Source organism: Arthrobacter phoenicis, from assembly GCF_047238215.1.
In the GTDB taxonomy this organism is placed as follows: Bacteria; Actinomycetota; Actinomycetes; order Actinomycetales; family Micrococcaceae; genus Arthrobacter.
The window spans coordinates 1,490,785-1,511,661 of sequence record NZ_JBDFMK010000001.1 but is presented as its reverse complement, the minus strand read 5'-3'; the positions used below and the strand labels follow the sequence as shown (position 1 = coordinate 1,511,661).

24 protein-coding genes are annotated in these 20,877 nt (G+C 66.3%); 10 read left to right on the top strand and 14 right to left on the bottom strand.

All coding sequences use genetic code 11. The features are described from left to right. The first annotated feature begins 61 nt into the window (after positions 1–61). Genes ABC337_RS07050 through ABC337_RS07040 form a run of 3 tightly spaced genes read left to right on the top strand, consistent with a single transcriptional unit; the run spans position 62 to position 2,157 of the window. The gene (locus ABC337_RS07050) at positions 62–880 is read left to right on the top strand and encodes a hypothetical protein (protein ID WP_412884973.1); all 819 of its coding nucleotides are present in this window, start codon (positions 62–64) and stop codon (positions 878–880) included. Next, positions 864–1,613: a LamB/YcsF family protein gene (locus ABC337_RS07045; RefSeq protein WP_412884577.1), complete on the top strand. Its 750-nt coding sequence runs from the start codon at positions 864–866 to the stop codon at positions 1,611–1,613. Before ABC337_RS07050 ends, ABC337_RS07045 begins: the two co-directional genes overlap by 17 nt. A gap of 7 nt (positions 1,614–1,620) precedes the next feature. Next, positions 1,621–2,157 carry a GNAT family N-acetyltransferase gene (locus tag ABC337_RS07040; protein ID WP_412884578.1) on the top strand — a complete coding sequence of 179 codons (537 nt, stop codon included), beginning with the start codon at positions 1,621–1,623 and terminating at the stop codon, positions 2,155–2,157. A 322-nt stretch (positions 2,158–2,479) separates the two neighbouring features. Here the strand turns inward: ABC337_RS07040 and ABC337_RS07035 are convergent, their stop codons facing one another. The 7 genes from ABC337_RS07035 to ABC337_RS07010 all read right to left on the bottom strand — a co-directional run bounded on the left by ABC337_RS07035 (position 2,480) and on the right by ABC337_RS07010 (position 8,986). Further along, positions 2,480–2,731, bottom strand: coding sequence for a hypothetical protein (locus ABC337_RS07035; protein ID WP_412884579.1), 252 nt, complete (start codon positions 2,729–2,731; stop codon positions 2,480–2,482). A gap of 614 nt (positions 2,732–3,345) precedes the next feature. Continuing rightward, entirely contained in the window at positions 3,346–4,104 is a 759-nt protein-coding gene (locus ABC337_RS07030; RefSeq protein ID WP_412893303.1) for a sulfurtransferase, read from the bottom strand. A 374-nt stretch (positions 4,105–4,478) separates the two neighbouring features. Beyond that, the gene (locus ABC337_RS07025) at positions 4,479–5,501 is read right to left on the bottom strand and encodes a S66 family peptidase (protein WP_412884580.1); all 1,023 of its coding nucleotides are present in this window, start codon (positions 5,499–5,501) and stop codon (positions 4,479–4,481) included. Positions 5,502–5,595: 94 nt separating this feature from the next. Beyond that, a complete protein-coding gene (locus ABC337_RS18540; RefSeq protein ID WP_459562737.1) occupies positions 5,596–5,970 on the bottom strand; it encodes a YunG family protein in 375 nt (124 codons plus the stop codon). Positions 5,971–6,012: 42 nt separating this feature from the next. Next, positions 6,013–6,516, bottom strand: coding sequence for a P-loop nucleotide/nucleoside kinase family protein (locus ABC337_RS07020; RefSeq protein WP_412884581.1), 504 nt, complete (start codon positions 6,514–6,516; stop codon positions 6,013–6,015). Between the two features lie 799 nt (positions 6,517–7,315). Further along, positions 7,316–7,891: a recombinase family protein gene (locus ABC337_RS07015; protein ID WP_306971199.1), complete on the bottom strand. Its 576-nt coding sequence runs from the start codon at positions 7,889–7,891 to the stop codon at positions 7,316–7,318. A 609-nt stretch (positions 7,892–8,500) separates the two neighbouring features. After that, positions 8,501–8,986, bottom strand: a complete 486-nt coding sequence (locus ABC337_RS07010; RefSeq protein WP_412884582.1) for a hypothetical protein — start codon at positions 8,984–8,986, stop codon at positions 8,501–8,503. Positions 8,987–9,157: 171 nt separating this feature from the next. On the opposite strand from ABC337_RS07010, the gene ABC337_RS07005 reads away from it, so the two are divergent. Beyond that, positions 9,158–10,048 carry a hypothetical protein gene (locus ABC337_RS07005; RefSeq protein WP_412884583.1) on the top strand — a complete coding sequence of 297 codons (891 nt, stop codon included), beginning with the start codon at positions 9,158–9,160 and terminating at the stop codon, positions 10,046–10,048. Between the two features lie 77 nt (positions 10,049–10,125). On the opposite strand, the gene ABC337_RS07000 is transcribed toward ABC337_RS07005, so the two are convergent. From ABC337_RS07000 to ABC337_RS06990, 3 genes are all read right to left on the bottom strand, one after another. Further along, the gene (locus ABC337_RS07000; RefSeq protein WP_412893302.1) at positions 10,126–10,551 is read right to left on the bottom strand and encodes a DUF3995 domain-containing protein; all 426 of its coding nucleotides are present in this window, start codon (positions 10,549–10,551) and stop codon (positions 10,126–10,128) included. Between the two features lie 166 nt (positions 10,552–10,717). Beyond that, the gene (locus ABC337_RS06995) at positions 10,718–11,326 is read right to left on the bottom strand and encodes a DUF1349 domain-containing protein (RefSeq protein ID WP_412884584.1); all 609 of its coding nucleotides are present in this window, start codon (positions 11,324–11,326) and stop codon (positions 10,718–10,720) included. Positions 11,327–12,163: 837 nt separating this feature from the next. Beyond that, complete coding sequence (locus tag ABC337_RS06990; protein WP_412884585.1) at positions 12,164–13,474, bottom strand: DUF445 domain-containing protein; 1,311 nt, start codon at positions 13,472–13,474, stop codon at positions 12,164–12,166. Positions 13,475–13,524: 50 nt separating this feature from the next. Between ABC337_RS06990 and ABC337_RS06985 the strand changes: the two genes are divergently transcribed. Next, complete coding sequence (locus ABC337_RS06985; protein ID WP_412884586.1) at positions 13,525–14,412, top strand: glycerophosphodiester phosphodiesterase; 888 nt, start codon at positions 13,525–13,527, stop codon at positions 14,410–14,412. 23 nt (positions 14,413–14,435) lie between these two features. On the opposite strand, the gene ABC337_RS06980 is transcribed toward ABC337_RS06985, so the two are convergent. Then, entirely contained in the window at positions 14,436–14,582 is a 147-nt protein-coding gene (locus ABC337_RS06980) for a hypothetical protein (RefSeq protein ID WP_290256928.1), read from the bottom strand. A 93-nt stretch (positions 14,583–14,675) separates the two neighbouring features. Between ABC337_RS06980 and soxR the strand changes: the two genes are divergently transcribed. Continuing rightward, positions 14,676–15,200: a redox-sensitive transcriptional activator SoxR gene (gene soxR / locus ABC337_RS06975; RefSeq protein ID WP_412884587.1), complete on the top strand. Its 525-nt coding sequence runs from the start codon at positions 14,676–14,678 to the stop codon at positions 15,198–15,200. A 40-nt stretch (positions 15,201–15,240) separates the two neighbouring features. On the opposite strand, the gene ABC337_RS06970 is transcribed toward soxR, so the two are convergent. Both ABC337_RS06970 and ABC337_RS06965 read right to left on the bottom strand, forming a co-directional pair. Continuing rightward, the gene (locus tag ABC337_RS06970) at positions 15,241–16,833 is read right to left on the bottom strand and encodes an ABC transporter permease (protein WP_412884588.1); all 1,593 of its coding nucleotides are present in this window, start codon (positions 16,831–16,833) and stop codon (positions 15,241–15,243) included. Further along, on the bottom strand, positions 16,826–17,737 hold the full coding sequence (locus ABC337_RS06965) for an ABC transporter ATP-binding protein (RefSeq protein WP_412884589.1): 912 nt from the start codon (positions 17,735–17,737) through the stop codon (positions 16,826–16,828). Before ABC337_RS06965 ends, ABC337_RS06970 begins: the two co-directional genes overlap by 8 nt. 158 nt (positions 17,738–17,895) lie before the next feature. On the opposite strand from ABC337_RS06965, the gene ABC337_RS06960 reads away from it, so the two are divergent. The 4 genes from ABC337_RS06960 to ABC337_RS06945 all read left to right on the top strand — a co-directional run bounded on the left by ABC337_RS06960 (position 17,896) and on the right by ABC337_RS06945 (position 19,825). Beyond that, on the top strand, positions 17,896–18,348 hold the full coding sequence (locus tag ABC337_RS06960) for a DoxX family protein (protein ID WP_412884590.1): 453 nt from the start codon (positions 17,896–17,898) through the stop codon (positions 18,346–18,348). Beyond that, a complete protein-coding gene (locus ABC337_RS06955; protein WP_412884591.1) occupies positions 18,345–19,097 on the top strand; it encodes an AzlC family ABC transporter permease in 753 nt (250 codons plus the stop codon). Before ABC337_RS06960 ends, ABC337_RS06955 begins: the two co-directional genes overlap by 4 nt. Beyond that, a complete protein-coding gene (locus ABC337_RS06950; RefSeq protein WP_412884592.1) occupies positions 19,094–19,405 on the top strand; it encodes an AzlD domain-containing protein in 312 nt (103 codons plus the stop codon). Before ABC337_RS06955 ends, ABC337_RS06950 begins: the two co-directional genes overlap by 4 nt. A gap of 81 nt (positions 19,406–19,486) precedes the next feature. Further along, positions 19,487–19,825 (top strand): hypothetical protein, encoded by a 339-nt coding sequence (locus ABC337_RS06945; protein WP_412884593.1) that lies wholly within the window; start codon positions 19,487–19,489, stop codon positions 19,823–19,825. Between the two features lie 63 nt (positions 19,826–19,888). On the opposite strand, the gene ABC337_RS06940 is transcribed toward ABC337_RS06945, so the two are convergent. Continuing rightward, positions 19,889–20,815, bottom strand: a complete 927-nt coding sequence (locus ABC337_RS06940) for an NADP-dependent oxidoreductase (protein WP_412884594.1) — start codon at positions 20,813–20,815, stop codon at positions 19,889–19,891. Positions 20,816–20,877 lie beyond the last annotated feature (62 nt).

Below are 20,877 nucleotides of genomic sequence, written 5' to 3'. Positions count from 1 at the left end.
GCGTGGCCTAGTCTTAACCCTGGACAACGTTCAGCACCCTTATGGTTTATGAGAGGCGATGATGGCCAAGCGCAGCAACCCGGCGATGAAGATTGCCCAGCAAGCCGCCCACAGCGCGATGTTCGACGCCGAGGGCAAGCCCAAGCCCGGCGTGCACAACGTGCTCCTGCGGGCCGTGGAGATCCAGCGGCCGCTGGTCCTGGCGAACCTGCGGCGGCTGCAGAAGAAGCACCCGCACGCCAGCGCCGCGCAGCTCGCAGCGATCCTGGAACGCAACTACCTCATGGCCGTCACCGGGGGAGGTGCCCTGGTGGGCGGCTCCGCCGTCGTCCCCGGCGTCGGAACCGTGGCCGCGCTGGGGCTCTCCGCCGCCGCGACCGCCGGCTTCCTGGAAGCCACCGCCCTGTTCGCCACGTCCCTGGCCGAGCTGCACGGCGTGCGGCTCGAGGACCCGGAGCGCGCCAGCACCCTGGTCATGGCGATCATGCTCGGCGAGGAAGGCACCACGCTGCTCAGCTCCCTCAGCGGCCAGGCCGCGGGCCAGGGCAAGGGCCCCACCCAGGCCTGGGGTTCCCTGTTCGCCCGGCGTGCCCCCCTGGCCGGCTTCGGCTCGGTCCGCGAGCAGATCCAGCGGGCCTTCCTACGCAACCTGCTCAAGCGGCAGGGCACCGCATTCCTCGGCCGCGCGCTGCCGTTCGGCGTCGGCGCCGTGGTGGGCGGCGTCGGCAACCGCATGATGGGCCGCGCCGTGATCGAGAACGCCAAGGAGGCCTTCGGCCCCATGCCCATCACCATTCCCGGCGACCTGCACTCCGCTGACCTGAACACGGACGACGCCGGAACCGGCCTGAAAGGGGCGCGCGGTGGATCTGAACGCTGACCTTGGGGAGTCGTTCGGCTCCTGGACCATGGGCGACGACGCCGCAATGTTCCCGCTGGTCACCAGCGCCAGCGTCGCCTGCGGGCAGCACGCCGGTGACCCGGTGACCATGCTGGACACCTGCCGCGCGGCCTACGAACTCGACGTCCGCGTCGGCGCCCACCTGGGGTACCCGGACCTGGGCGGCTTCGGCCTGCGCGCCATGGACATCAGCTTCGATGACCTGTTCGGCTCGGTGCTGTACCAGCTCGGGGCGCTCGACGGCGTCGCGCACGCCGTGGGTGCCTCCGTGGACTACGTCAAGGTCCACGGCGCGCTGTACGACCGCACGGTCCACGACGAGGAGCAGGCCTCAGCTGTCGTCGCCGCCGTCCAGGCCTACGACCCGGGCCTGCCGGTCCTGGGGCTGGAAGGGTCCGCCCTGCTGCGGCTCGCCGCCGACGCCGGCAGTCCCGTCTTCCACGAGGCCTTCGCGGACCGCGCCTACCTCCCGGACGGCACCCTTGTGCCGCACCTGGAGGACGACGCCGTCATCGAGGACCCGGACGAGATCGTGCGGCGGGCGGTGCGGCTGGCGCTCAAGGGCGAGGTCGAAGCGATCGACGGGACCGTAGTGAAACGCACCCCGCACTCACTCTGCCTGCACGGCGACACCCCCGGCTCGGTGGCCGTGGCCGCCGCCGTCCGCTCCGCGCTGGAGCAGGCCGGCGTCGAGCTCGAGTCCTTCGCATAGGAACCGTATGGACGACGTCCCGCGCACGACCCCGGTCCGGACCGCGGACCTGGACGGTCCGGATGCTGCTGCGGTCGGCCGACTTGTGGCTGCCTACCTGGTGGAAACCGAGCGGGAAAAGGCCGCCCGCCTGGGCGGACCACCGTTTTCCGGGGTACTTCCGGAGAGGTATCGGCGCGAGGTTGAGAACCCTGCGCGGGCCTACTCCGGCGCGGCCGTCCTCGTGGCGGACTCGGGTTATGGTCCGGCCGGTGTGATCACCGTGCACCGCGCGTGCGCGGCCTGGGAGATCAAACGGGTCTGGGTTGATCCAGCATCCCGTGGCCAGCGGGTCGGCGCCGCCCTGCTGGACACCGCCCTAAAGTTTGTCGCCGCGAACGGGCACGATCCCGTACGGCTCACGGTCTGGGACTGGCGGGAAGACGCTATCCGGCTCTACCGCCGGGGCGGATTCGTCCCCGTTCCGTCCTGGGAGGACAGACACCAGCTGCTCTGCATGGAGCGGCCGGCGGTCGAGCTGGGTTGGCCGGAAACGCTGAGGTAGCTTTCAACCGGACTTATGATCGGGCCGATAACGCCGGAGTGAATGCCCCTCGCCACCACCTTCTGCGATCGTTTGTTAGCCTTCGGAAAGTTTCCGACGCAGGCTGCCCTTGCCTCGGAACGCGACATTCAATCAGAAAGCCCTGAATCCGAAACGCCCCGGTGTTGGCGCCGTTCCTTGAGCCCGGCCCGCACTGTCGTGAAGATCCCGATGCCCATGGCTATGGCGGTAAACCAAAGGCCCGGCGATCCCTGCAGGGCAAGAGTGACTGAGACGATCAGGAGCAGACCGGCAAGCGATAGGAATGCCCATCGTCCCGCGGTCACTGTTGCCCCCGTTCGGTAGATGGACGGGCGGTGAAGTACCGAAGGATCAGCGTCAGGCCTACCGGTACGAAGATGATGCCGCTGACAAGGCGGACACTGTCCACTGGCGTCCATGTCAGGAAAATTGCCGCCCAGAGCAGGAAGAAAACTCCTGCAATGAGCCTCAGCGGCGAGGACCTTTTCATTGCATACTCCTTCGGGACGGGAACCTGGACGGGACTGCCGGAGCCGGCGCGCTCTTCTGACATGTCGCGAGCCTATCTACGGCAACCGAGGACGCAAGTCACAGCTAAGACTCCACGGCCCACGGCAAGTACCGGCCGTCTGGACCGTTGGATTTATGCGCAACCGTCATAGGCGACAGTATTCGCGGGCTTGTCTGAACTTCCGCGCACACTGGCGTCCGCAACTCAATCCCAAGGCATTGGAGTGCGGGACGCGCATCCGGGTTGTCCCTTTCCTGGCCAGTCGCGGCCGAAAGAGCGGTTGCAAGGACACCGTTTAGGGGTGTTCGGATTCTTCAGCACCCGAAAGCGAGCGGGTTTTATCGTGGGGCTGTAGTCGAGGGTTGCCCCGGCCAGCAAGGCGAGTGCAGCTTCGCTGACGAATAGCTCCGCCCCGGGGCACCCGTATCTAGCGTCGGAGTCAGTGCCCCGGGCCCTGGTGAAGACTTATGTGTTTCCACAACAGCCGCCGTCCTGGATGTCTACTCGTGCTTGACCTCCCATGAGTTCCAACTGGCGAATGGCCGCAGCTGTAACAGTAAATGGTGGGAACACGGTCCCTGCCATGCCGGTCACTCTAATCCATGCGGAATTGCTGCGCGGCCAAGTTCAAGTGGCGGTATTTTTTACGGCGGTGTTCATCGGTCAACCTCGGCCGGGCGGCGAGGCTCAGCCCCGTACTCTGACCACCCGCCTGCGTAAAGTCGGCCCCGGCCGAGTCCTGCGTGCTCAAGAGCGAGCAGGTTGTGGCAGGCAGTGACGCCTGAGCCGCAGTAGGAGATGACGGTGGTCCCGTCTTCGATCCCAGCCGCCGCATATGCTCGTTGGATCTCTACGATCGGGCGCAGGCGCCCGTCGGGGGTGAGGTTCTTACGACAGGGGACGTTCACTGCGCCAGGAATGTGTCCGGCCTGGGGGTCGGTGGGCAGCTGGAGGCTTCCGTCGTAGCGATCGGCATTGCGCGCATCGACGATGGTCCCGACAGCCCCTGCAGGGATCTCCGCAAACTGAGCGAGATGGGCCTCGGGCCACGGAGACTGCGTGAAAGTCTCGGGGCTTGGGTTCACGGGCATCGTCTCCAGCGGGCGTGTCCATGCGGTCATCCCGCCATCGAGCAGCGCCGCATGGTGCCCGGTCGCACGCAGCATCCAAACGAGGCGCGCGGCGATAACTCCTCCCGCGTCGTCATAGGCGATGACGATCGAGTCGTCGCCGATTCCCAGGGAGGACATTCCCTGTGCGAAGACTTCAGGGGCCGGAAGCGGGTTCAGGCCCATCGGCCCGGAACTGCCGGACAGCCATCCGTCCAGATCCACGAAGACCGCGCCCGGAAGATGTCCACCTTCGTATGCTGCATGGCCCGACGCGCCGTCGAGGTACCAGCGAACGTCTGCGATGACTACGTTGTTTTGGTGCTCCTCGAGCCACTCGGCATCGACAAGGGGGGAAGATCTTCTTGGTTTATCCAGCCGTCATCCACGTGGTGCAGGCTAAACGATGCGTCCATACTTCGAACAACAAAGAACCGATATGTGGACGCCCCGGAGGTTGTGATGTACCGCCCCACATGCCGGCGGGCCGGTCCTCAACCGCGTTTTGAACTTCCTCACGATGAGGATGTGTGGCGCCGCGTATTCAGAAAGTGACCGCCATCGTCCGCTCGCACAGATAGTGGAAAACCCCCGGGTTTGGGCCCTGCTCGGTATATGCAAAAACGACCGTTTCGTACCCGCTCCCCCTGCGGGTGGACAATGCTCCACTTGACGTGGGTTCAGGTCGTGAGGTGCTGCGTGATCATGCCGAAGCCGTCGCTGAGTCTGATGTCCGCGAGAGCGCCATTAACTAGGGGCATCTGTGGCGGCTGGTGGCCGATGTCGAAGTCATAGATGACGGGTATGCCGAGGTCCCCAACAGCACGGTAAAGGGCTTCTACCTGGCTTAGCCCATTGGCATCATGCGAGCTGCTGCGACCAATAACAATGCCGGAGGCTTGCTGGAACCGGCCTGCCAGCCGCAGGGACCAAAGCATTCGGAGTACGGATGGTGCATCGGAACCAGCCGATTCAAGGTAGACGATCAAACCCTCGGGGGCGTGGCGCTGAGCAAACCCAGGCACATCTCCGAACCGTGAGCCAGCGAGTAGGGAGACGGTTTCCAGGCAGCCTCCTATCAGCCGGCCCTGCATACTGACGGGACGGCCGTCCAGCGATTGCCACTTAGTCGGAGCCTCATAGGCGGACTTCCGGTCAAGAGGTTCATCTTCCCAGTCGACCCATGCGCGCGAACGGCGATGGGGAGCGGAACTCTGGGAGAACGAATCGCCCCCCGCCAGCCCCACGACCTGGGTCCAGCGCTTGAACTGAGTTGGCAACTCCCAAGGCTCGTCCATCAGATTCGCCCCGTGCAAGGTGGCTACTCCAGTAAGGATGGTCAGCGGCAACAAGAGGGTTGAAATGTCGGACCAGCCTACAAACCATGTTTCCGCGTCTGCAATAGCGTCCCAGTCGAGATATTCGATGAGCTCAATTGCGAGTTCTCCGCCCCACGGCGGCAATACCGCTCCAGCTCCCGCGAAGGCTGCGCCTAGGTCCTCCGCGCGTTCCTGGGCGCTGGCAGGGGTAAGTCCGCCGATGGTCGCATGGGGACGCAGTCGCGGATCGAAGCCTCGTTGCCTGAGGTTGTCAGTGGCGGCCTGAAGCCTGGCAAGCAGGGTGTCGGGGACGCCCATGGACGGGGCCGGGACCTCGATTCGGTCCCCCCTCCGGAGCGGCTTGGGATAACGCACGGCAACCATTACCCAAAGGTAGCAATCCGGTCCACTGGGTTTCTCGTCGCGCCCGTGGCGCCATTCTTTGGCTGTCCACACGGCCTAGTGCCCGGGCGAAGCATCAGTGGTCGAACGCGGAAAAAACCCGGGCACGGAGGAGTTGGTACTCGTTGATGTAAGCTCGGGGGCCGCCAGGCGGGCGAACGACGACCCTCGGTTCCCCGATGGTGCGGTGACTTTGGAATTGTTCTCGGGTGAGATCGATCTCAAGCCCATTGGTGAACTGGTTCCAGTAGTGGACTTCGTTGTTCTCGTCCCCGCCGGTGACGTCTGCAATGAGTAGGTCGCCACCGAGTAGGTCCTGAATCACTAGCGCCGTTGGCCCACACTGACCATGCGCTGGTTTGTCGGGGTGCCACGTCGCCAGGCTTTCGGCGTCGAGGCAGGTCGTATCCGGACCCCAGGACAAGCGGAACGCACGTTCTATCTCAAGCAAGGTATGGGTCAACGAGACAGCGTATCTGCCTGCTGCTTGGATTCAGCGAAAATCCACGGGGGAGACCACGACCTCCAGCGGCCCTTCTTCTGCTGTTGGGGGTTCGAAAGCGTCGAAGTATTGGGTCGCGAGGTCCTCGCTGAGTTTGAAGTCATCTGCGTGGCTTGTAGTTCGGCTACGAACGCGATTGAGCGCGATTTCTCGTGGGGTTTGCACATAGATCGTCTCCGGCCGTACACCGAGAGGTTTGACCAGGCGGCGGTACTCTTCTCGCATTTTGAGTGACCAGAAGGAGAAGTCGAGAACCACGTCTGAACCTGACCGGACAAGTTCCAAGAGGCGCGTTTGTAGCGCTGCCTCGATCGCAAGTTGTGTCCCGGCTTCCAGTGGCATAGTTCGGCACCCCAACCGCCACGCAGCCTCGTCAATGGAGAGCCGGATCATCCCGTCGCTCTCTAATCCTCGAGCGATGGTGGATTTGCCAGCGCCGGCGGGGCCGCACATGAAAATGACTCGACTCACCCGGGCAACGTTACGGTGTTCCATGCTCAGTCGAGCCATGGGAATCCCAGCGGGTTGGCGGCCGCGCGGCTGGAAACCGTTTCGAAGTTGTGGAGCGCCGGTATGAGCGGCAGGTTCTGGGGTTCTACCGGTATTTCGGCCAAGACAGGAACGGGCTCGGTGCTAATGAACTGGCACTCAGTGATGGGCCCGAGAGCAGGGTCTGTGTAGCTGGGCATCCTTGTGAAACTCTTACCCGGAAGCACGTACACCGCCCCCGCATTCGTAGGCGCCCGGCCGTCCTCAGTCGAAGCGTAAGAGAGAAAGATGCGCCGTTCAGCCAAGGTCCCAGGGGCCGTTCCCGGGTAGAAGCAGGCGTTTAGAAATCGGCGGCATGAGAAAGATCGGATGGCGTACGCAATAGCCCACGTGGGGTCTTCGGTCGCGTAGATGGCCGTCGTCTTAGAGAACTGGTCCAGGCTGAAGTCGAAGGGTGCTCTAGGGGTAAGCGTCGACAGACCTGTGGTCTGCGAACCATGGAGTAGGACGTCGTTATCTGCAACGAGTTCGGCGAGACGACTCCAAGTCTCGTTACCGTTGGTCGGAGCGGGGAAATGCCACGTAGGTCTGTCCACCCGACAAACGCTAGCAGCGCCTCATCCGAGCCCCTGGAGCCCCTCCGAATGGCGTAGGACCGTCGATCCTTACGTGTGGACGTCAAAAACGACCGTTTTTGACGGTGACGGTGCGTCCCATCAAGACACCGCTGTGACTTTCGGCGGTAAATGGCGGTCTTTTGCGGCGCTATTTGGCGCGTTCCTAGCCGTCGGCACCGCGCCGGTCTTCAGATGGTGCGCCTTTGGAGCTCGCGGTACACAGTCGTCCGTGACACGCGGAACAGCTCCGCCAATTCAGCCTGCGTATGTTCGCCGGCGTCGTGCAGGGTCAGAAGATGCTTCCGCTGCGTCTTGGACAATTTTGGCTGCTTGCCCTTCAGCCGCCCCTTCGCTTTTGCGACCGCCATGCCCTCGCGGGTGCGCGCCCGGATCAGATCCGCCTCAAACTCGGCCACCATTCCCAGGACGTTGAACAGCAGCCGGCCTACCGGGTCAGTCGGGTCGTGGCTATTGCCTCCGAGACTAAGCACAACCCCCTTGGCTGTCAGCTCATCGGCAATGTCCCGGGCATCAGAAAGTGAGCGCGCCAACCTGTCGAGCTTGGTCACCACGAGCGTATCGCCGGCCCGGCACGCCGCCATCGCTTCACGGAGCCCAGGGCGCACCCGGTTCGCGCCCGTAAGTCCGTGATCGACATAGATCTGGGACTCCTCTACACCCAGGGCAAAGAGGGCATTGCGTTGGGCGGTAAGGTCCTGGTCGTTCGTCGAGACCCGGGCATAACCGATCTTCATTCCAGTCATAAGGAACATGGTTGCAGTAATCCCCCCGTCACCGTGCATATGATCGTGCGGGTCTTACGTACATGGCCTGGGCCAGCATCCCCGCGGAACGTGGCAGCTAGCTTCCGCGGTACGGTGATCGACCGGCTTACGGACAGTGAGCCGCCCTCTGCTTCTGGTGACTGAGCGGTTACGCTCACGTTCCCTGTCTGCCCAATTTTGGTCCGAATGGCCGGCTGCTGGCCAACAAGTAATGACGCATACTGATCCTATGAACATGGCAGGTTCCGCCTCATGGCTGCCTTGGTTGGTCCTCATCCCGTGCGTGGCCATATGGGGCTACAGCCTGGTCAACTTCATCCAAACGGACGAAAGAGAGATGCGAACCTTCAGCAGGGATATCTGGCTGGTGCTCCTCGTCTTTGGAAGTGTGGTGGGCGGGCTGGCGTGGCTGGTAGCGGGCCGCCCTCGGCCGCCTGGGGTTCATCGTCGAACCTAGTTCAGCGGGAATCGGGCTGCGACTGGACGGTTTCGAGCGACACGATTAGGCCGACGAGCTTGGGCAGAATTGTTATCACGCTGCCCGGCGGTGAAGCGTCCGGTGAGGGATCCTCCAATGGCGCTCGACACCTAAGCGAGCTCGACCTGGCACCTTCTGCCGGTCGACTCCCCGTGGAGCGTGAAATCGAGGTTGAGAGTCCGAGCATCTTTTGGCGGCTTCGGTAGGAAGGTCCAAGATGCCGCCCATTCAGTCCCGTCCCCGGCAACTTGCCCAGACGCTCTTTGATATTCAGTTCCAGCGTCGTCTGAAACAACCACCTTGATCGGTTCCAAGGCCATCACGCCGGGCATGATCGGCCCGTCCCCGGCAACCTCAGGGCCATGTTCCTTCCTCTGCTCAACCCACCGGAGGCGGGCTTCGACAAAGCTTTGGTCGCGATGGGTGGTCTCATGGCTCCGAACCCCCTCAAGATTGACCCTTATGCCAGGTTCATCTTGCGCCGCTGCGATTTGGTTTGGTGTTTGGTCTGTAAGTTCGACGCCCGCGAAACGCACGGCAATGCCATCGCTTTCGGCAACAATGAGATCAGCGGGAGCAGAGACAATCGTCATCATGAGAGCCAGCCTAGCTTCCGTAAACCCTCCTGAAAGCTTCGCAGCCGCGCCAGTAAGCGCGTTAGCCGATCCTTTACCGGGCGCTGTCAACGATCGGTAGCGCCAGCTTCACTACCCCGTGGTTCCCAAGCTCTCACGGAGCAGCCCCGAGCTGACTACTAGGCTGGCGCCATGGAATCGTTGCCCAACGCTGCTCCCGGTGCCTGGCTCAAACCTCTGATGGACACTGTGTGGCGTGACATGCACGTTGTGGTGCCACGGGGATTCCCCGCCTACGCCAGAATCTTCCATCCGATGACCCGGGACCGCCCAACGGACACCGGCTCCTGGCACGGACATCCCCGCGGTGGCGTCTTCCCCCTGGACGAGCAACAGGTCCGCTGGTCTGACGTCGCGACTGCTTTCGGGACCAAGATGTACCCACTAGCCCAATTCCACCGGATCCTCGGGCAACGACCGGACCAGCAGGAAATTTTCGACAATGAGGGCTGGCGCTATTCCGAACCCTTAACCGGCAACCTCGCACCGAACATCCTTGCGGCCCTGGCTGCGCGCCTCTGCGAACATACGTCCACACCAAACAAGGGTGTGACCGCCATCTGGGAAGGATGGGGAGGCCTAACGAGTTCCCTCGGCTACGCCCAACTCACGTTCACGGACACGGAGATCCCCGGAGACATTGCTCCCGATTCGTCCTCATTGCCCACGGGACCCGGTTCGGGTCTGTTACCGGCAGAGGCGATCAACGGAGAAACACTTAGCCTGCCGGGGCGCGCCTACTACCTCTTCAACGCCGCGCCGCAGTTCTACCGCGACCGTGGGTGGGTGAATCATGTGCCCTGGCACCACTCCCCACACTTCCCGCAATCACCGAACATCCTCTGGCCAGAGGACAGAAGCTGGGTCATGGTGACCGAAATCGACTTTGACTCCACAGTGGTTGCGGGCAGCCAGGAACTCATAGCGGCGCTAGTGCAGGACCCCGCCATCGAAGCGCGACCCCTAAATGAGGGAGCAGACCTGACACGGGACGCCGACATCATCAACCGCCCCGGACAGTAGCCGAGCCTTGCACTTCACCGCACCCACAAGCGGCGCTATAGCACTCACCTCGTTTAGGGGCCCGAATGAGGATCGGCTTACGCAACTGCCGTTGAGCTCCTGCGCGAGTACCAGAGCGATAACAATAGGGCTATACCCCAAAGGAAGAACAGGGGATCCCACAACCATGCGTGGCCAATCATCGCGTTGAGGTCATACCCACCTGCAGGCCGAACCACACCTCCAAGAACTGCACCGCTGACTAACGTGTTCACGCCCCCGTAGACGACAAGGAGCAGTCCGCCGGCCCAGCTCACGGCACGCCAGAACCTCTGCCGGGGCATTCGTCCATACGCGACGGCCACGGGGAGAGTCGCTGCCAGCAACTTCACTACCGCAACAACTCCGAGCCATAGTCCTGCCTCGAGGGGGGCTTCGACGGACAGCTGGACTGCCCATTGACCAACCGTGGCTAAGAGCCACTGCCCACCCAAGGCCCAGTACAAGCTGAACCCGGCATGCACAGTACCGGCTATGCAGGCCAGCCACACCAAAGATCGGCTGCAGGACAGTTTCCTTTCAGGCGTCACCTGGATCACTGTAGCCAATGGCCGAAGATCGTTTCAGACGGGGCACCGATTGCCGATCCTTCACCTCTCCCAGTACGACTCACGGATGAGTTCTGCGGCTTTAGTCGTGTTCAGCGTGCAGGGTTGCATCTGCATCGGTCTCAACCCATCGGGTGAAGGTGGTCGTGAGGTTAGCCCGAGTGGGTGAGGCACAAAATGGGCCGACCTCGGCACTTGCTGTTTCATCCAGAGGAGCAACGCGGATGAGCCGGAAAGACTCATCCCCGGCGCGGGCCCTGATGGTGACGGCGTTACCGGCCCTGCTCAGCCGCACTGTGATTTCCCGATTGATCCACTCAGGGACAGGTGCCACCGACCAGTCGGAGACCCCATGGGTTACGACGGCCCCAACCTGTGGGACTCCGTCGGACACCTCCACACCGGCCTTGATCCAAGAAAATTCCGAAACGTGAAGATAGATCCCCGCCTGGTCGAACTGCTCAGTGTAATTCAGAAGGAATGAAACCTCCACCGCCCCCTCAGCGGGCAGCGGTGCCAACAGGGCATGCGCGCTGTCATGGACGAAGCCGTACGAGGTGTGCCTCCACGCGTCACTGTTCTCGGCTGCGGTTACCCGCAGAGTCCGACCATCCGCGACGACACGCACGGGCGGGTTGCGCCACCTTCCCCGGTCCCAGGAATCGAGTGCTTCCTTTATCACCTGTGTCACGTCAGATCCCCTAAGTCGATCGTTCAGTCCGTACGCCTTATTCAAGCAGTGGCAGACCCAACACGACGGCGGTTGCCCGTTGATCGATCCTTTACCGGGCGCCCCGCGCCTATGGACCGCCCAATGCGAAGAGGTGTTTAGCGAGGAAACCTGATAATCCAGTTGATCAGCAATGCAGCCACAACAACGATCGGAAGCAACGCCGGCAACAGCCGCTCGCGTCGAGCAAGGGCAACAAGCCCAAACCCAGCACCCACCAAGACGGTTGCTCCCGAGAGTAAAACCAGCAGCCCAAAGAACAGTGAGGTAGTTTCAACTTCCCGGCATGAAGCAACCCCCGCCGGATAGCCATACTCCGGCGGGCACTGAAGCCAGAAGGCTTGCGCGCAGTATGCGGGAAGTCCGATACCCAGAGCAATCACCCCAAGCAGCAGCGCTGTCGTGCCGAATCTTCTACGTTCACCGCGATGTCTCCAATCCCCCATCCCGAGAACCCTACGGCAATGAAGCTTCCTGCCCGTAGGACAGTCCTAACCCGCCCGCCGGCGCTTGGGCGTCCTTCATTGTGAGGCTGATCGAACACAGCTGTTGAGGAAGGCGCCGGCGGAGCGGCCGTCCGGTGGAGGATCCTCTTCCGGACTGAACCATGCGCCAAATAGCGCCGCAAAAAGACCGCCATTTACCGCCGAAAGTCACAAAGACACCGCCGCAAATCCGGCTTTTGCCATTGGATCGTCAGGTCAGAACTCGACTACGAAATTTACTGCCGCCATGTACGTCAAAACTCCGCAAACAATGGGTTTTGATGCATTGGAAAGGCTGAGGGAACCCGGACGTCTACCCAAACACCAAACTCGCCACCGTAAAGATCGCCAGCCCGGCCAGCGCTCCCACCACGGTGCCGTTGATCCGGATGAACTGCAGGTCCTTGCCGACCTGGAGCTCGATCTTCTCCGAGGTTTCCTCCGCGTCCCAGCGCGCCACGGTGTCCGTGATGACGCCGGCAATGTCGGAACGGTAGTTGTTCACCAAGTAGCCCGCGGCGTCGCCCACCCAGGCGTTGACCTTCCCGGCGAGTTCGGGGTCCACCGTGAGGCGGGTGCCGAAGTCGTGGACGGCCGCCTTGAACCGGACCGTCAGCTCGCTGTGCGGATCGTCGACTGCGGTCAGCAGCGCCGCCTTGACGGTGCCCCAGGTACGGGAGGCCAGCTCGCGGACCTCCGGGTCGCCCAGCACCTGGGCCTTGACGCCCTCGGCCCGGGCAATCATCACCGGGTCGTGCTGCAGGTCGTGCGCCAGCGACTTCAAGTACGTGTCGATGGAGCGCCGGACCTGGTGCTGCGGATCGGCCTGCACGGCCCGGGTGAACTTCAGGATCTCCACATAAACCTTGTCGCCCACCAGACCGTCCACGAAGCTGGGAACCCAGGTGGGGGAGCGGTCCGTGACCACCCGGTTGACGGTCTCGTGGTTGTCCCGGACCCAGTCCACCGTGCGGTCCACCAGCAGGTCCACCAGGGCGTGGTGGTGCCCGTCCTCAAAAATCCGCTCCGCGAGACGGCCCACCGGCGGCCCCCACGGCGGGGTGAGCAGATGCCGGCGCACCATGCCCTCGATGACGGCCTGGACGTCGTCGTCGTTCAACACCGTGAACGCACCCCGGATCACCGCGGCGCCCTCCTTCGCCACCCGCTCGGCGCCGCCCGGGCCGGAGAGCCAGCCGCCGACCTTGCGGGCGACGTCGACGCTGGCCAGCTTCTCCTTCACCACCTGCTCGGAGAGGAAGTTGGTCTCCACGAACTCGCCCAGCGAAGCCCCGATCTGGTCCTTGCGCCGGGGAATGATGGCGGTGTGCGGGATCTTCAGGCCCAGCGGGTACTTGAACAGGGCGGTCACGGCGAACCAGTCCGCCAGTGCACCCACCATGCCGCCCTCGGCCGCGGCGCGGACGTACTCCAGCGCCGGGTACTGCTTCTGTAGGGCGAACGCGACGACGAACACCACTGCCATCCCGATCAGGAGCGATCCTGCCACCATTTTCATCTTCCGTAGCGCGGCTGCCTTCGCGGCATCGGCAGGGGAGAGCCGGTGGTCGGCTGCAGCCGTTATGGTGCCAGCACGGGATGGTCGCTCAGAGTTCACCTGCATGTGCCCAGCCTAGCCGGGCCCCCGGACCCCGGGTCCGCTAACGTGTTCGCATGACCATTGAGGAGTCCGCTGCCGCCCGCCCGCTCGTCTACGCCCACCGGGGAGCCAGCGGGGCCTTCGCGGAGCACACCCGCGCCGCCTACCTGCAGGCGATCGCCGACGGCGCCGACGGCGTCGAGTGCGATGTCCACCTGACCCGCGACCAGCACGCCGTGCTGCTGCATGACGCGACCCTGGACCGCACCTCCAACGGCACGGGCCCGGTGGCCGAACGCACCCTGGCCGAACTCCGGGAACTCGACTTCAGCTCCTGGAAGGGCGCCCGGATCCCCGAGATCTACGGGGCGAAGACCGAGCAGCTCCTGACCCTGCCCGAACTGCTCGACATCCTGCGCACCGCCGGCCGCGAGATCGGGCTGGCCATCGAGTTCAAGCACCCCAGCCCCTATCAGCTTAAGCTCGAGGACCGGGTACTGGAGATCCTCACCGGCGAGGGCTGGGACCCGGCCACCGGCATGCTGGAGAACATCCGGGTTTCCTTCATGAGCTTCAACCCGGATTCCGTCCGGCACCTGCTGCAGACCGTCCCCGCCGAGGCCATCTGCCAGCTGGTGGACGACGTCGACGTCGACGAAGTGCGGGAGAGGTTCAGCGTCGGCTCCATCACCGGCAGCGCGATGGCCAACGTCATGAAGGCTGCCCAGCTCGAGGGTGAGGAACTGCTGGACCAGGGTGCCGTGGGCCTGGCCGGACCCGGCATCGACTATGTCCGCGAATTCCCGGACACGGTCCGCCGCTGGCTCGAGTCCGGCCGCCGCTTCCGGGTCTGGACCGTTGATGCCCCCGAGGATGTGGACCTCTGCCGGGAGGTTGGCATCCAGGAGATCACCACCAACCGCCCGGCCGAGGTCCTGGAACGGATCTCCGTCAGCCTGTAGCGGCCGGTCCAGTTCCACCGCCCCTAGCGGAACTGGGACAGGGAGGACAGGGCGGCGTCCACCGAGCGGTTCTCCCACGGCCGGCGCTGGCGCAGGGTCTTTCCGGGAAGGGCCTGGTCCCCCTCGGGGGTGACGGTTGCTTGGCGTGCGGTCTTGCGGGAGGTCCTCATGGTGCTGCTTTCGTTCGTAGCGGTTCTTTCAGGCTCCAGTGAACAACCTCAAGTGAACTTGAGGTCAAGCCGGACCCGTGCCAGACTGCACGGGTGCCGTCCGCCCCAGACTCCCTGCTCTCCGTCGGTGAGGTCGCGTCCCGCGCCGGAATCACGGTGCCGGCCCTGCGCTACTACGAAGACCGCGGCCTGGTGCAGTCACAACGCACCAGCGGGAACCAGCGCCGCTATAAGCGCACCACCCTGCGCCGTCTGGCCGTGGTGGCGGCCGGCCAGCGGGTGGGACTGAGCCTGGAGCAGATCAAAGCCGCCCTCGACGGCCTGCCCGCGGACCGGGCCCCGAACCAGGCGGACTGGACCGCCATCAGCCGGGACTGGGCGGGGCTGGTGGCCGAGCGGATCCGCGAACTGGAGGTGCTGGGCGAGTCCCTGGACAGCTGCATCGGCTGCGGCTGCCTGTCGCTGGGCCGCTGCTCCCTGGTCAACCCCGGCGACGCGGCCGCCGCCGAAGGGATAGGTTCCCGCTGGGCCCGGCGCGCCCGCCGTGCGGCCGGGGCGGACCCGAGGGCAGGCGTGGGGGCACAGGAGGTCCAGGTCCAGGGCCCGGCCGAGGTCTAAGGCCGGCCCCGCAGCACCCGGCAAGTCCGGGCCCGCGTGCTTACGCCGCCAGGTCCCGCCGCCGCCAGCCCGCGTAGCCCAGCACTGCCAGGAGCAGCGCGACGCCGGTCAGCCAGGCCAGGGCGGGCACGGCGTCGGACGTCACCGGCAGCAGCGGCGAATGCCGGAACGGCGAAAGGTCCATCAGCCATTCCGGGGCGTTCCAGAGCACGCCGAACTCGCCCAGGGCCACGAACGCCAGCAGCAGGACCCACACCCCGGCGGTCAACCGCGGCAGCCAGCCGAACACTGCCAGCGCCAGCCCGGCCAGCACCCAGGCGGCCGGGATCTGGGCCAGGGCGGCCACCGTGGACCGGCCCACCAGCCCGGGATCCTGCACCGTCAGCGCCGCCCCGATGCCGATCGAGACCCCGGCCAGCCCCATCAGCACTGCGGAACCGGCCAGAGCGAAGCCGAAGTGGCTGCCGGCCCAGCGGGCCCGCGTCGCCGTCGTCGCCAGCAGCGCCTCCGCATGGCCCGCTGCCTCCTCGGTCCGCAGATGGTTGGCCGCGGAGACCGCGTAGGCCGCCGCCAGCAGGCCCATGATGCTGATCTCCGCGGCCAGGAAGGCGTCCCGCACCGCCGGGGCTCCGCCGAGCAGCTTGATCAGGTCCTGCGCGTTGGCCGAACTCAGCAGCTCCGCGACGTTCCCGATCAGCGAGCCGACCACCACCCCGAACACCACAAACGCGATCGCCCACGCCAGCCACACCTTGTACTGCAGCCGCACGGCCAATGCCCACACCCCGGACAGGGACCCCACCGCCGGGCCGGGGCGCTCGGCCCGCAACCCGGCGCCCAGGTCCCGCCGGGACCGCAGCGTGAAGGCCGCCGGGATCAAGACGGCGCTGAGCAGGACGGGCAGCACCAGCACCCACCAGTGGTCCCCGGCGAAGGCGCGGATCTGTTGGTTCCAGCCGATGGGGGAGAGCCAGGACAGGAACGAGGGGCCCGGCTCGGACAGGTCGCCCACCGCACGCAGGCCGTAGGTCACCGCGATCACCCCGACGCTGAGGCCATTGGCGGCCCGGGCGCCGGCGGTCAGCTGGGCGGCGACGCCGGCCACAGCGCTGAACGCCATCCCGGTGGCGGCCCAGCCCAGCCCGAACGCCAGCGACCCCTCCGCCGGCAGGCCGCCGGCGGCCAGCCCGGCGGCGGAGAGCAGGCCCACGCCCAGGCTGCCCGCGAGTCCGATGATGAGCGCGGCGGCCAGCGGCGCGTCACGGCCCAGCCGCCCGCCGCCAAGCAGTTCCAGCCGGCCGCTCTCTTCGTCGGCCCGGGTATGGCTGATGACCAGCATGGCCATCAGGACGGCGAGGATGGCGGTCATGAACGCCGTGTACTTGATCAGGGAGAGCGCGCCGAGGGACGCCGGGTCGTAGATCCGGCCGAACATCGCCACCATGGAGGCCGTGGCGTTGAGGGCGTCCGCCGCCTCGATGCGGCTGCGCACGTCCGGATACAGCTCGGCGCCGGCCCGCGCCGTGGAATAGGCGACGACGGCGAAGCCCAGCACCCAGCCGGGCAGCAGCCAGCGGTCCCGCCGCAAGCCCAGGCGCAGCAGCGTCCCCGTCCCGGCCAGGGTCTCAGGCATCGCCGGAACCCCGGCCAAAGGTTCCCGCCCCGTAGTGGCGCAGGAACAGGTCCTCCAGCGTCGGCGGCTGGCTGGTCAGGGACTTCAGGCCCGCGGCAGTCAGGGCCTGAAGGAACGGGGCGAGTCCGGCCGGATCCACCTGCGCGCTCACGCGGTGGTTGACCACGGTGACATCGTGCACGCCGGGCAGCCGGTCCAGTCCCGGCGGGACGGCCGCGACGTCGGCGGTGACGGCGGTGCGGGTCAGGTGCCGGAGCTTCTCGAGCGGACCGGTCTCCACCACTCGGCCGGCGCGGATGATGCTGACCCGGTCCGAGAGGGCCTCGGCCTCGCTGAGGATGTGGCTGCTCAACAGCACCGTCCGGCCCTGGTCCCGGAGCGCGCGGACGCAACCGCGGAACGCCTCCTCCATCAGCGGGTCCAGGCCGCTGGTGGGCTCGTCCAGCAGGAACAGCTCGGCGTCCGTGGCCAGGGCCGCCACCAGCGCCACCTTCTGCCGGTTGCCCTTGGAGTAGGTGCGGGTCTTCTTGGTGGGGTCCAGTTCGAACAGCTGTAGCAGCCGGTCCCGCTCGGCCCGGTCCTGGCCGCCCTGCAACCGGCCCAGCAGTTCGATCACCTGGCCTCCGGTGAGGTTCGGCCAGAGCGAGACGTCGCCGGGGACGTAGGCCAGCCGGCGGTGCAGGGCGGCTACGTCCTTCCACGGGTCCAGGCCCAGCACCCGCGCCGTCCCGGCGTCGGACCGCAGCAGCCCCAGCAGGAGCCGCAGCGTGGTCGACTTGCCCGAGCCGTTCGGCCCCAGGAAGCCGTGCACCTCCCCGGCGGCCACGGTGAAGTCAAGACCGTCCAGCGCCGTCACGGTGCCAAACCGCTTGACCACACCCGCCATCTCCACGACGTTGCCCATAGCCACCACGGTACTCCGGGAGCAAGCTCCCGGATCCCCTGCGGAAGGTCCCGTTTCGCGTGTTCGTCTCCCGTGCCGTGGCCGTGCCGTGGCGGGGCTGCGACGCAGTCGGCGGGACCCGTTCGGTGGCACCGCCGCGGTTGTGGTTGCATGGATGCATGCCTTTTCGCTGGTCCCCCGGGGCAACCCGAACCCTGTCCGCCACCGCCCTGAGCGGACTGTTGCTGGCCAGCGCCGCAAAGCACTTCCGGGACCCCGCCTTTTTCGCCCCGCTGGTCCCGTCCTACCTCTGCCGGGACGACTCCGGCGAGCAGCGCAACGGCCCGCTGGCGGTCCTCTCCCGGGACGAATGGGTCGCCGCCACGGGACTGCTGGAGGGCGCCGCAGCCGCGGGGCTTCTGCTGCCCCGGACCCGCCGGGTCAGCGCCGGCTGCGTCACCGCCCTCTTCACCGTGTTCCTGACCGCCCACGTTGACGCGCTCCGAACGGCCTTTGGGCCGGAGGGGTCCCCGCGGGCCCGCACAATCCACGGCATCCGGCTGCCGCTGCAGGCACCCCTGATCGCCTGGTCCTGGAGCCTGGCGAGAGCGCCCCGGCAGACACGCAGGTGAGGACCGCCCTCACTCCGGCGGTCCGGATCGGGCTGTCCATCAGCGTCGCCACCGGGCTTTACGGCATCTCCTTCGGCGCCCTCTCCGTCGCCTCCGGGCTGGACTTCTGGCAGACCATGGCGCTGAGTCTGCTGCTGTTCAGCGGCGGCTCGCAGTTCGCCTTCATCGGCGTGGTGGCCGGCGGCGGCTCGGGACTGGCCGCCATGGGCGCGGCCACCCTGTTGGGCATGCGCAACGGGATTTATGGAATGCAGTTGAACGCCTTGCTGCAGCCCAAGGGCTGGCGGCGCTTCGCCGCGGCGCAGGTCACCATCGACGAATCCACGGCCACCAGCACCGGCCAGACGGACCCGGCCGAGCAGCGCCGGGGGTTCTGGACCGCCGGCGTGGGGGTTTTCGTGCTGTGGAACATCTTCACCGCCGTGGGCGCGCTCGCCGGCAGCGCGCTGGGGGACCCCAAGCAGTGGGGGCTCGACGGCGCCGCGGTGGCAGCCTTCCTGGGGCTGCTCTGGCCGCGGCTGAAGGGCCGCGAACCCGTGGCGATCGCCGTCGTCTGCGCGCTCGCCACCGTGCTGGCCGTCCCGCTGGTCCCCGCCGGGGTGCCCATCCTGGTAGCCGCGCTGGTAGCCGCCGTGTTCGGCTGGTTCAGTTCCGGCCCGCGGGACGAGGGCCTGGAGCCCGACGTCGCCCCCTACCCCGGGCGCGAACACGGGCGCGGCGCCGGGGCGGACACGGGGGAGGGCGCATGACGCTCTGGCTATGGCTGCTGCTCTCCTGCGTGCTGGCCTACGCGTGGAAACTGCTGGGCTACCTGGTGCCCGCCGCGTGGCTGAAGAACCCCAGGATTTCCCGCGTGGCCGGGGTGATGACCATCGGGCTGCTCGCCTCCCTGACGGTGGTCAACGCGGTGGCCTCCGGGCAGTCGCTGGTCCTCGACGCGAGGGTTGGTGCGCTGGCCGCCGCCGCCCTGGCGTTGCTGCTCCGGGCTCCGTTCCTGGTGGTGGTGCTGGCCGGCGCCGGCGCGGCGGCCGGTCTGCGCCTGCTCGGCTGGGGGTAGCCGTTACTGCCGGCGGGCGTTCGCGGGTGCCCGGTCTTTAGTCCCTAGCCGGTGCGCGGCGGCCGGTGACAGCATCCAGTGATGACCACCAACCAGCCCGACAATGCCGCTGCCCGCGACCCGGAGGGTGCCGATCCGGAGCATTCCGCGCCGGACGGGGCACACTCCGAGCGCGGGCCGGCGGAGCAGGCGCAACCCGCCAAGGGCGGCCACGACCGTGCGGCCGCGTCCCGCGCCGCCGGCGGCATTCCCACCGGAGCCGTATCCACCCGCGACCTGCAGGACCTGGCGAGGCGCCGGCGCGAGGCCGAGGAGAAGCTGCAGCACCACCTCGAGGAAGCAAAGCACAAGCCGGCGCACCGTCACGACGGCGGCCACCACGAACCCGGGGGTCCGGGCGGGGAACCCGGACACGGCTGAGGGCAGGCGCCGGAAGCCCGACACCTGCCCTCAGATCACCCGCCCCTCGGAGCGGAAACGCTGCTACTCGCCGTCGACCGTGACGACGATCTTGCCGCGGGTGTGGCCTTCCATGTTGTCCCGGAAGGCGTCCGCGGTACGCTCCAGCGGGTAGGTCTTGGCGACCTCCACGCGCAGGCCGCGGCTGTCCACCAGGTCCGCGAGTTCTTGGAGCTGGGTCCCCACCGGGTTGACCCACATCCAGGTCCCGCCGTGCTGTTCGACCTCGGCGTCCGCGATCGAGGCGTGCTTGCCGCCCTCGGCCAGGACGGCCAGGGTGGCGTCGAGCACGCCGCCGACGAAGTCGGCCACGATGTCCACGCCCTCGGGGCGGAGTGCGCGCACGCGGTCGGCCAGGCCCTCACCGTAGGCGACGGGTTCCGCGCCGAGGGCGCGGATGAAGTCGTGGTTCTTCTCCGAGGCGGTGGCGATCACGGAGGCGCCGAGGGACTTGGCGATCTGGATGCCCAGGGAGCCGACGCCGCCGGCTCCGCCGTGGATCAGGACGGTCTTGCCTTCGCCCGTGCCGAGGCGGGTCAGGACCTGGTAGGCGGTCAGGCCGGCCAGCGGCAGGCCCGCGGACTCGTTCCAGTCCAGGGTGGCCGGCTTGCGGGCGAGGACCCGCTCCGGGAGTGCGATGTACTCGGCGAAGCTGCCGCCGTGGACGTAGTCCTTGCGGCCGTAGGCGATGACCTCGTCACCGGGCTGGTACTGCGGGGCGTCAATGCCCACTGCTTCCACCACACCGGCGACGTCCCAGCCGGGGATCGCGGGGAACTGCAGGTCCATCATGCCGTCGAGTCCGCCGGAGACGATCTTCCAGTCCACCGGGTTCACGGAAGCTGCCTTGACCTTGACCAGGACCATGCCGGGGCCCACCTTGGGCATGGGCTGGTCAGTCAGTTCGAAGACGTCAGGGGTGCCGTATTCGGTGTACGTGATTGCTTTCATGCAGGCGTCAACGGACCCGTCCGGGCCGGTATTCCGGGGCTCCAGGGTGAGAGCGGTCTCAG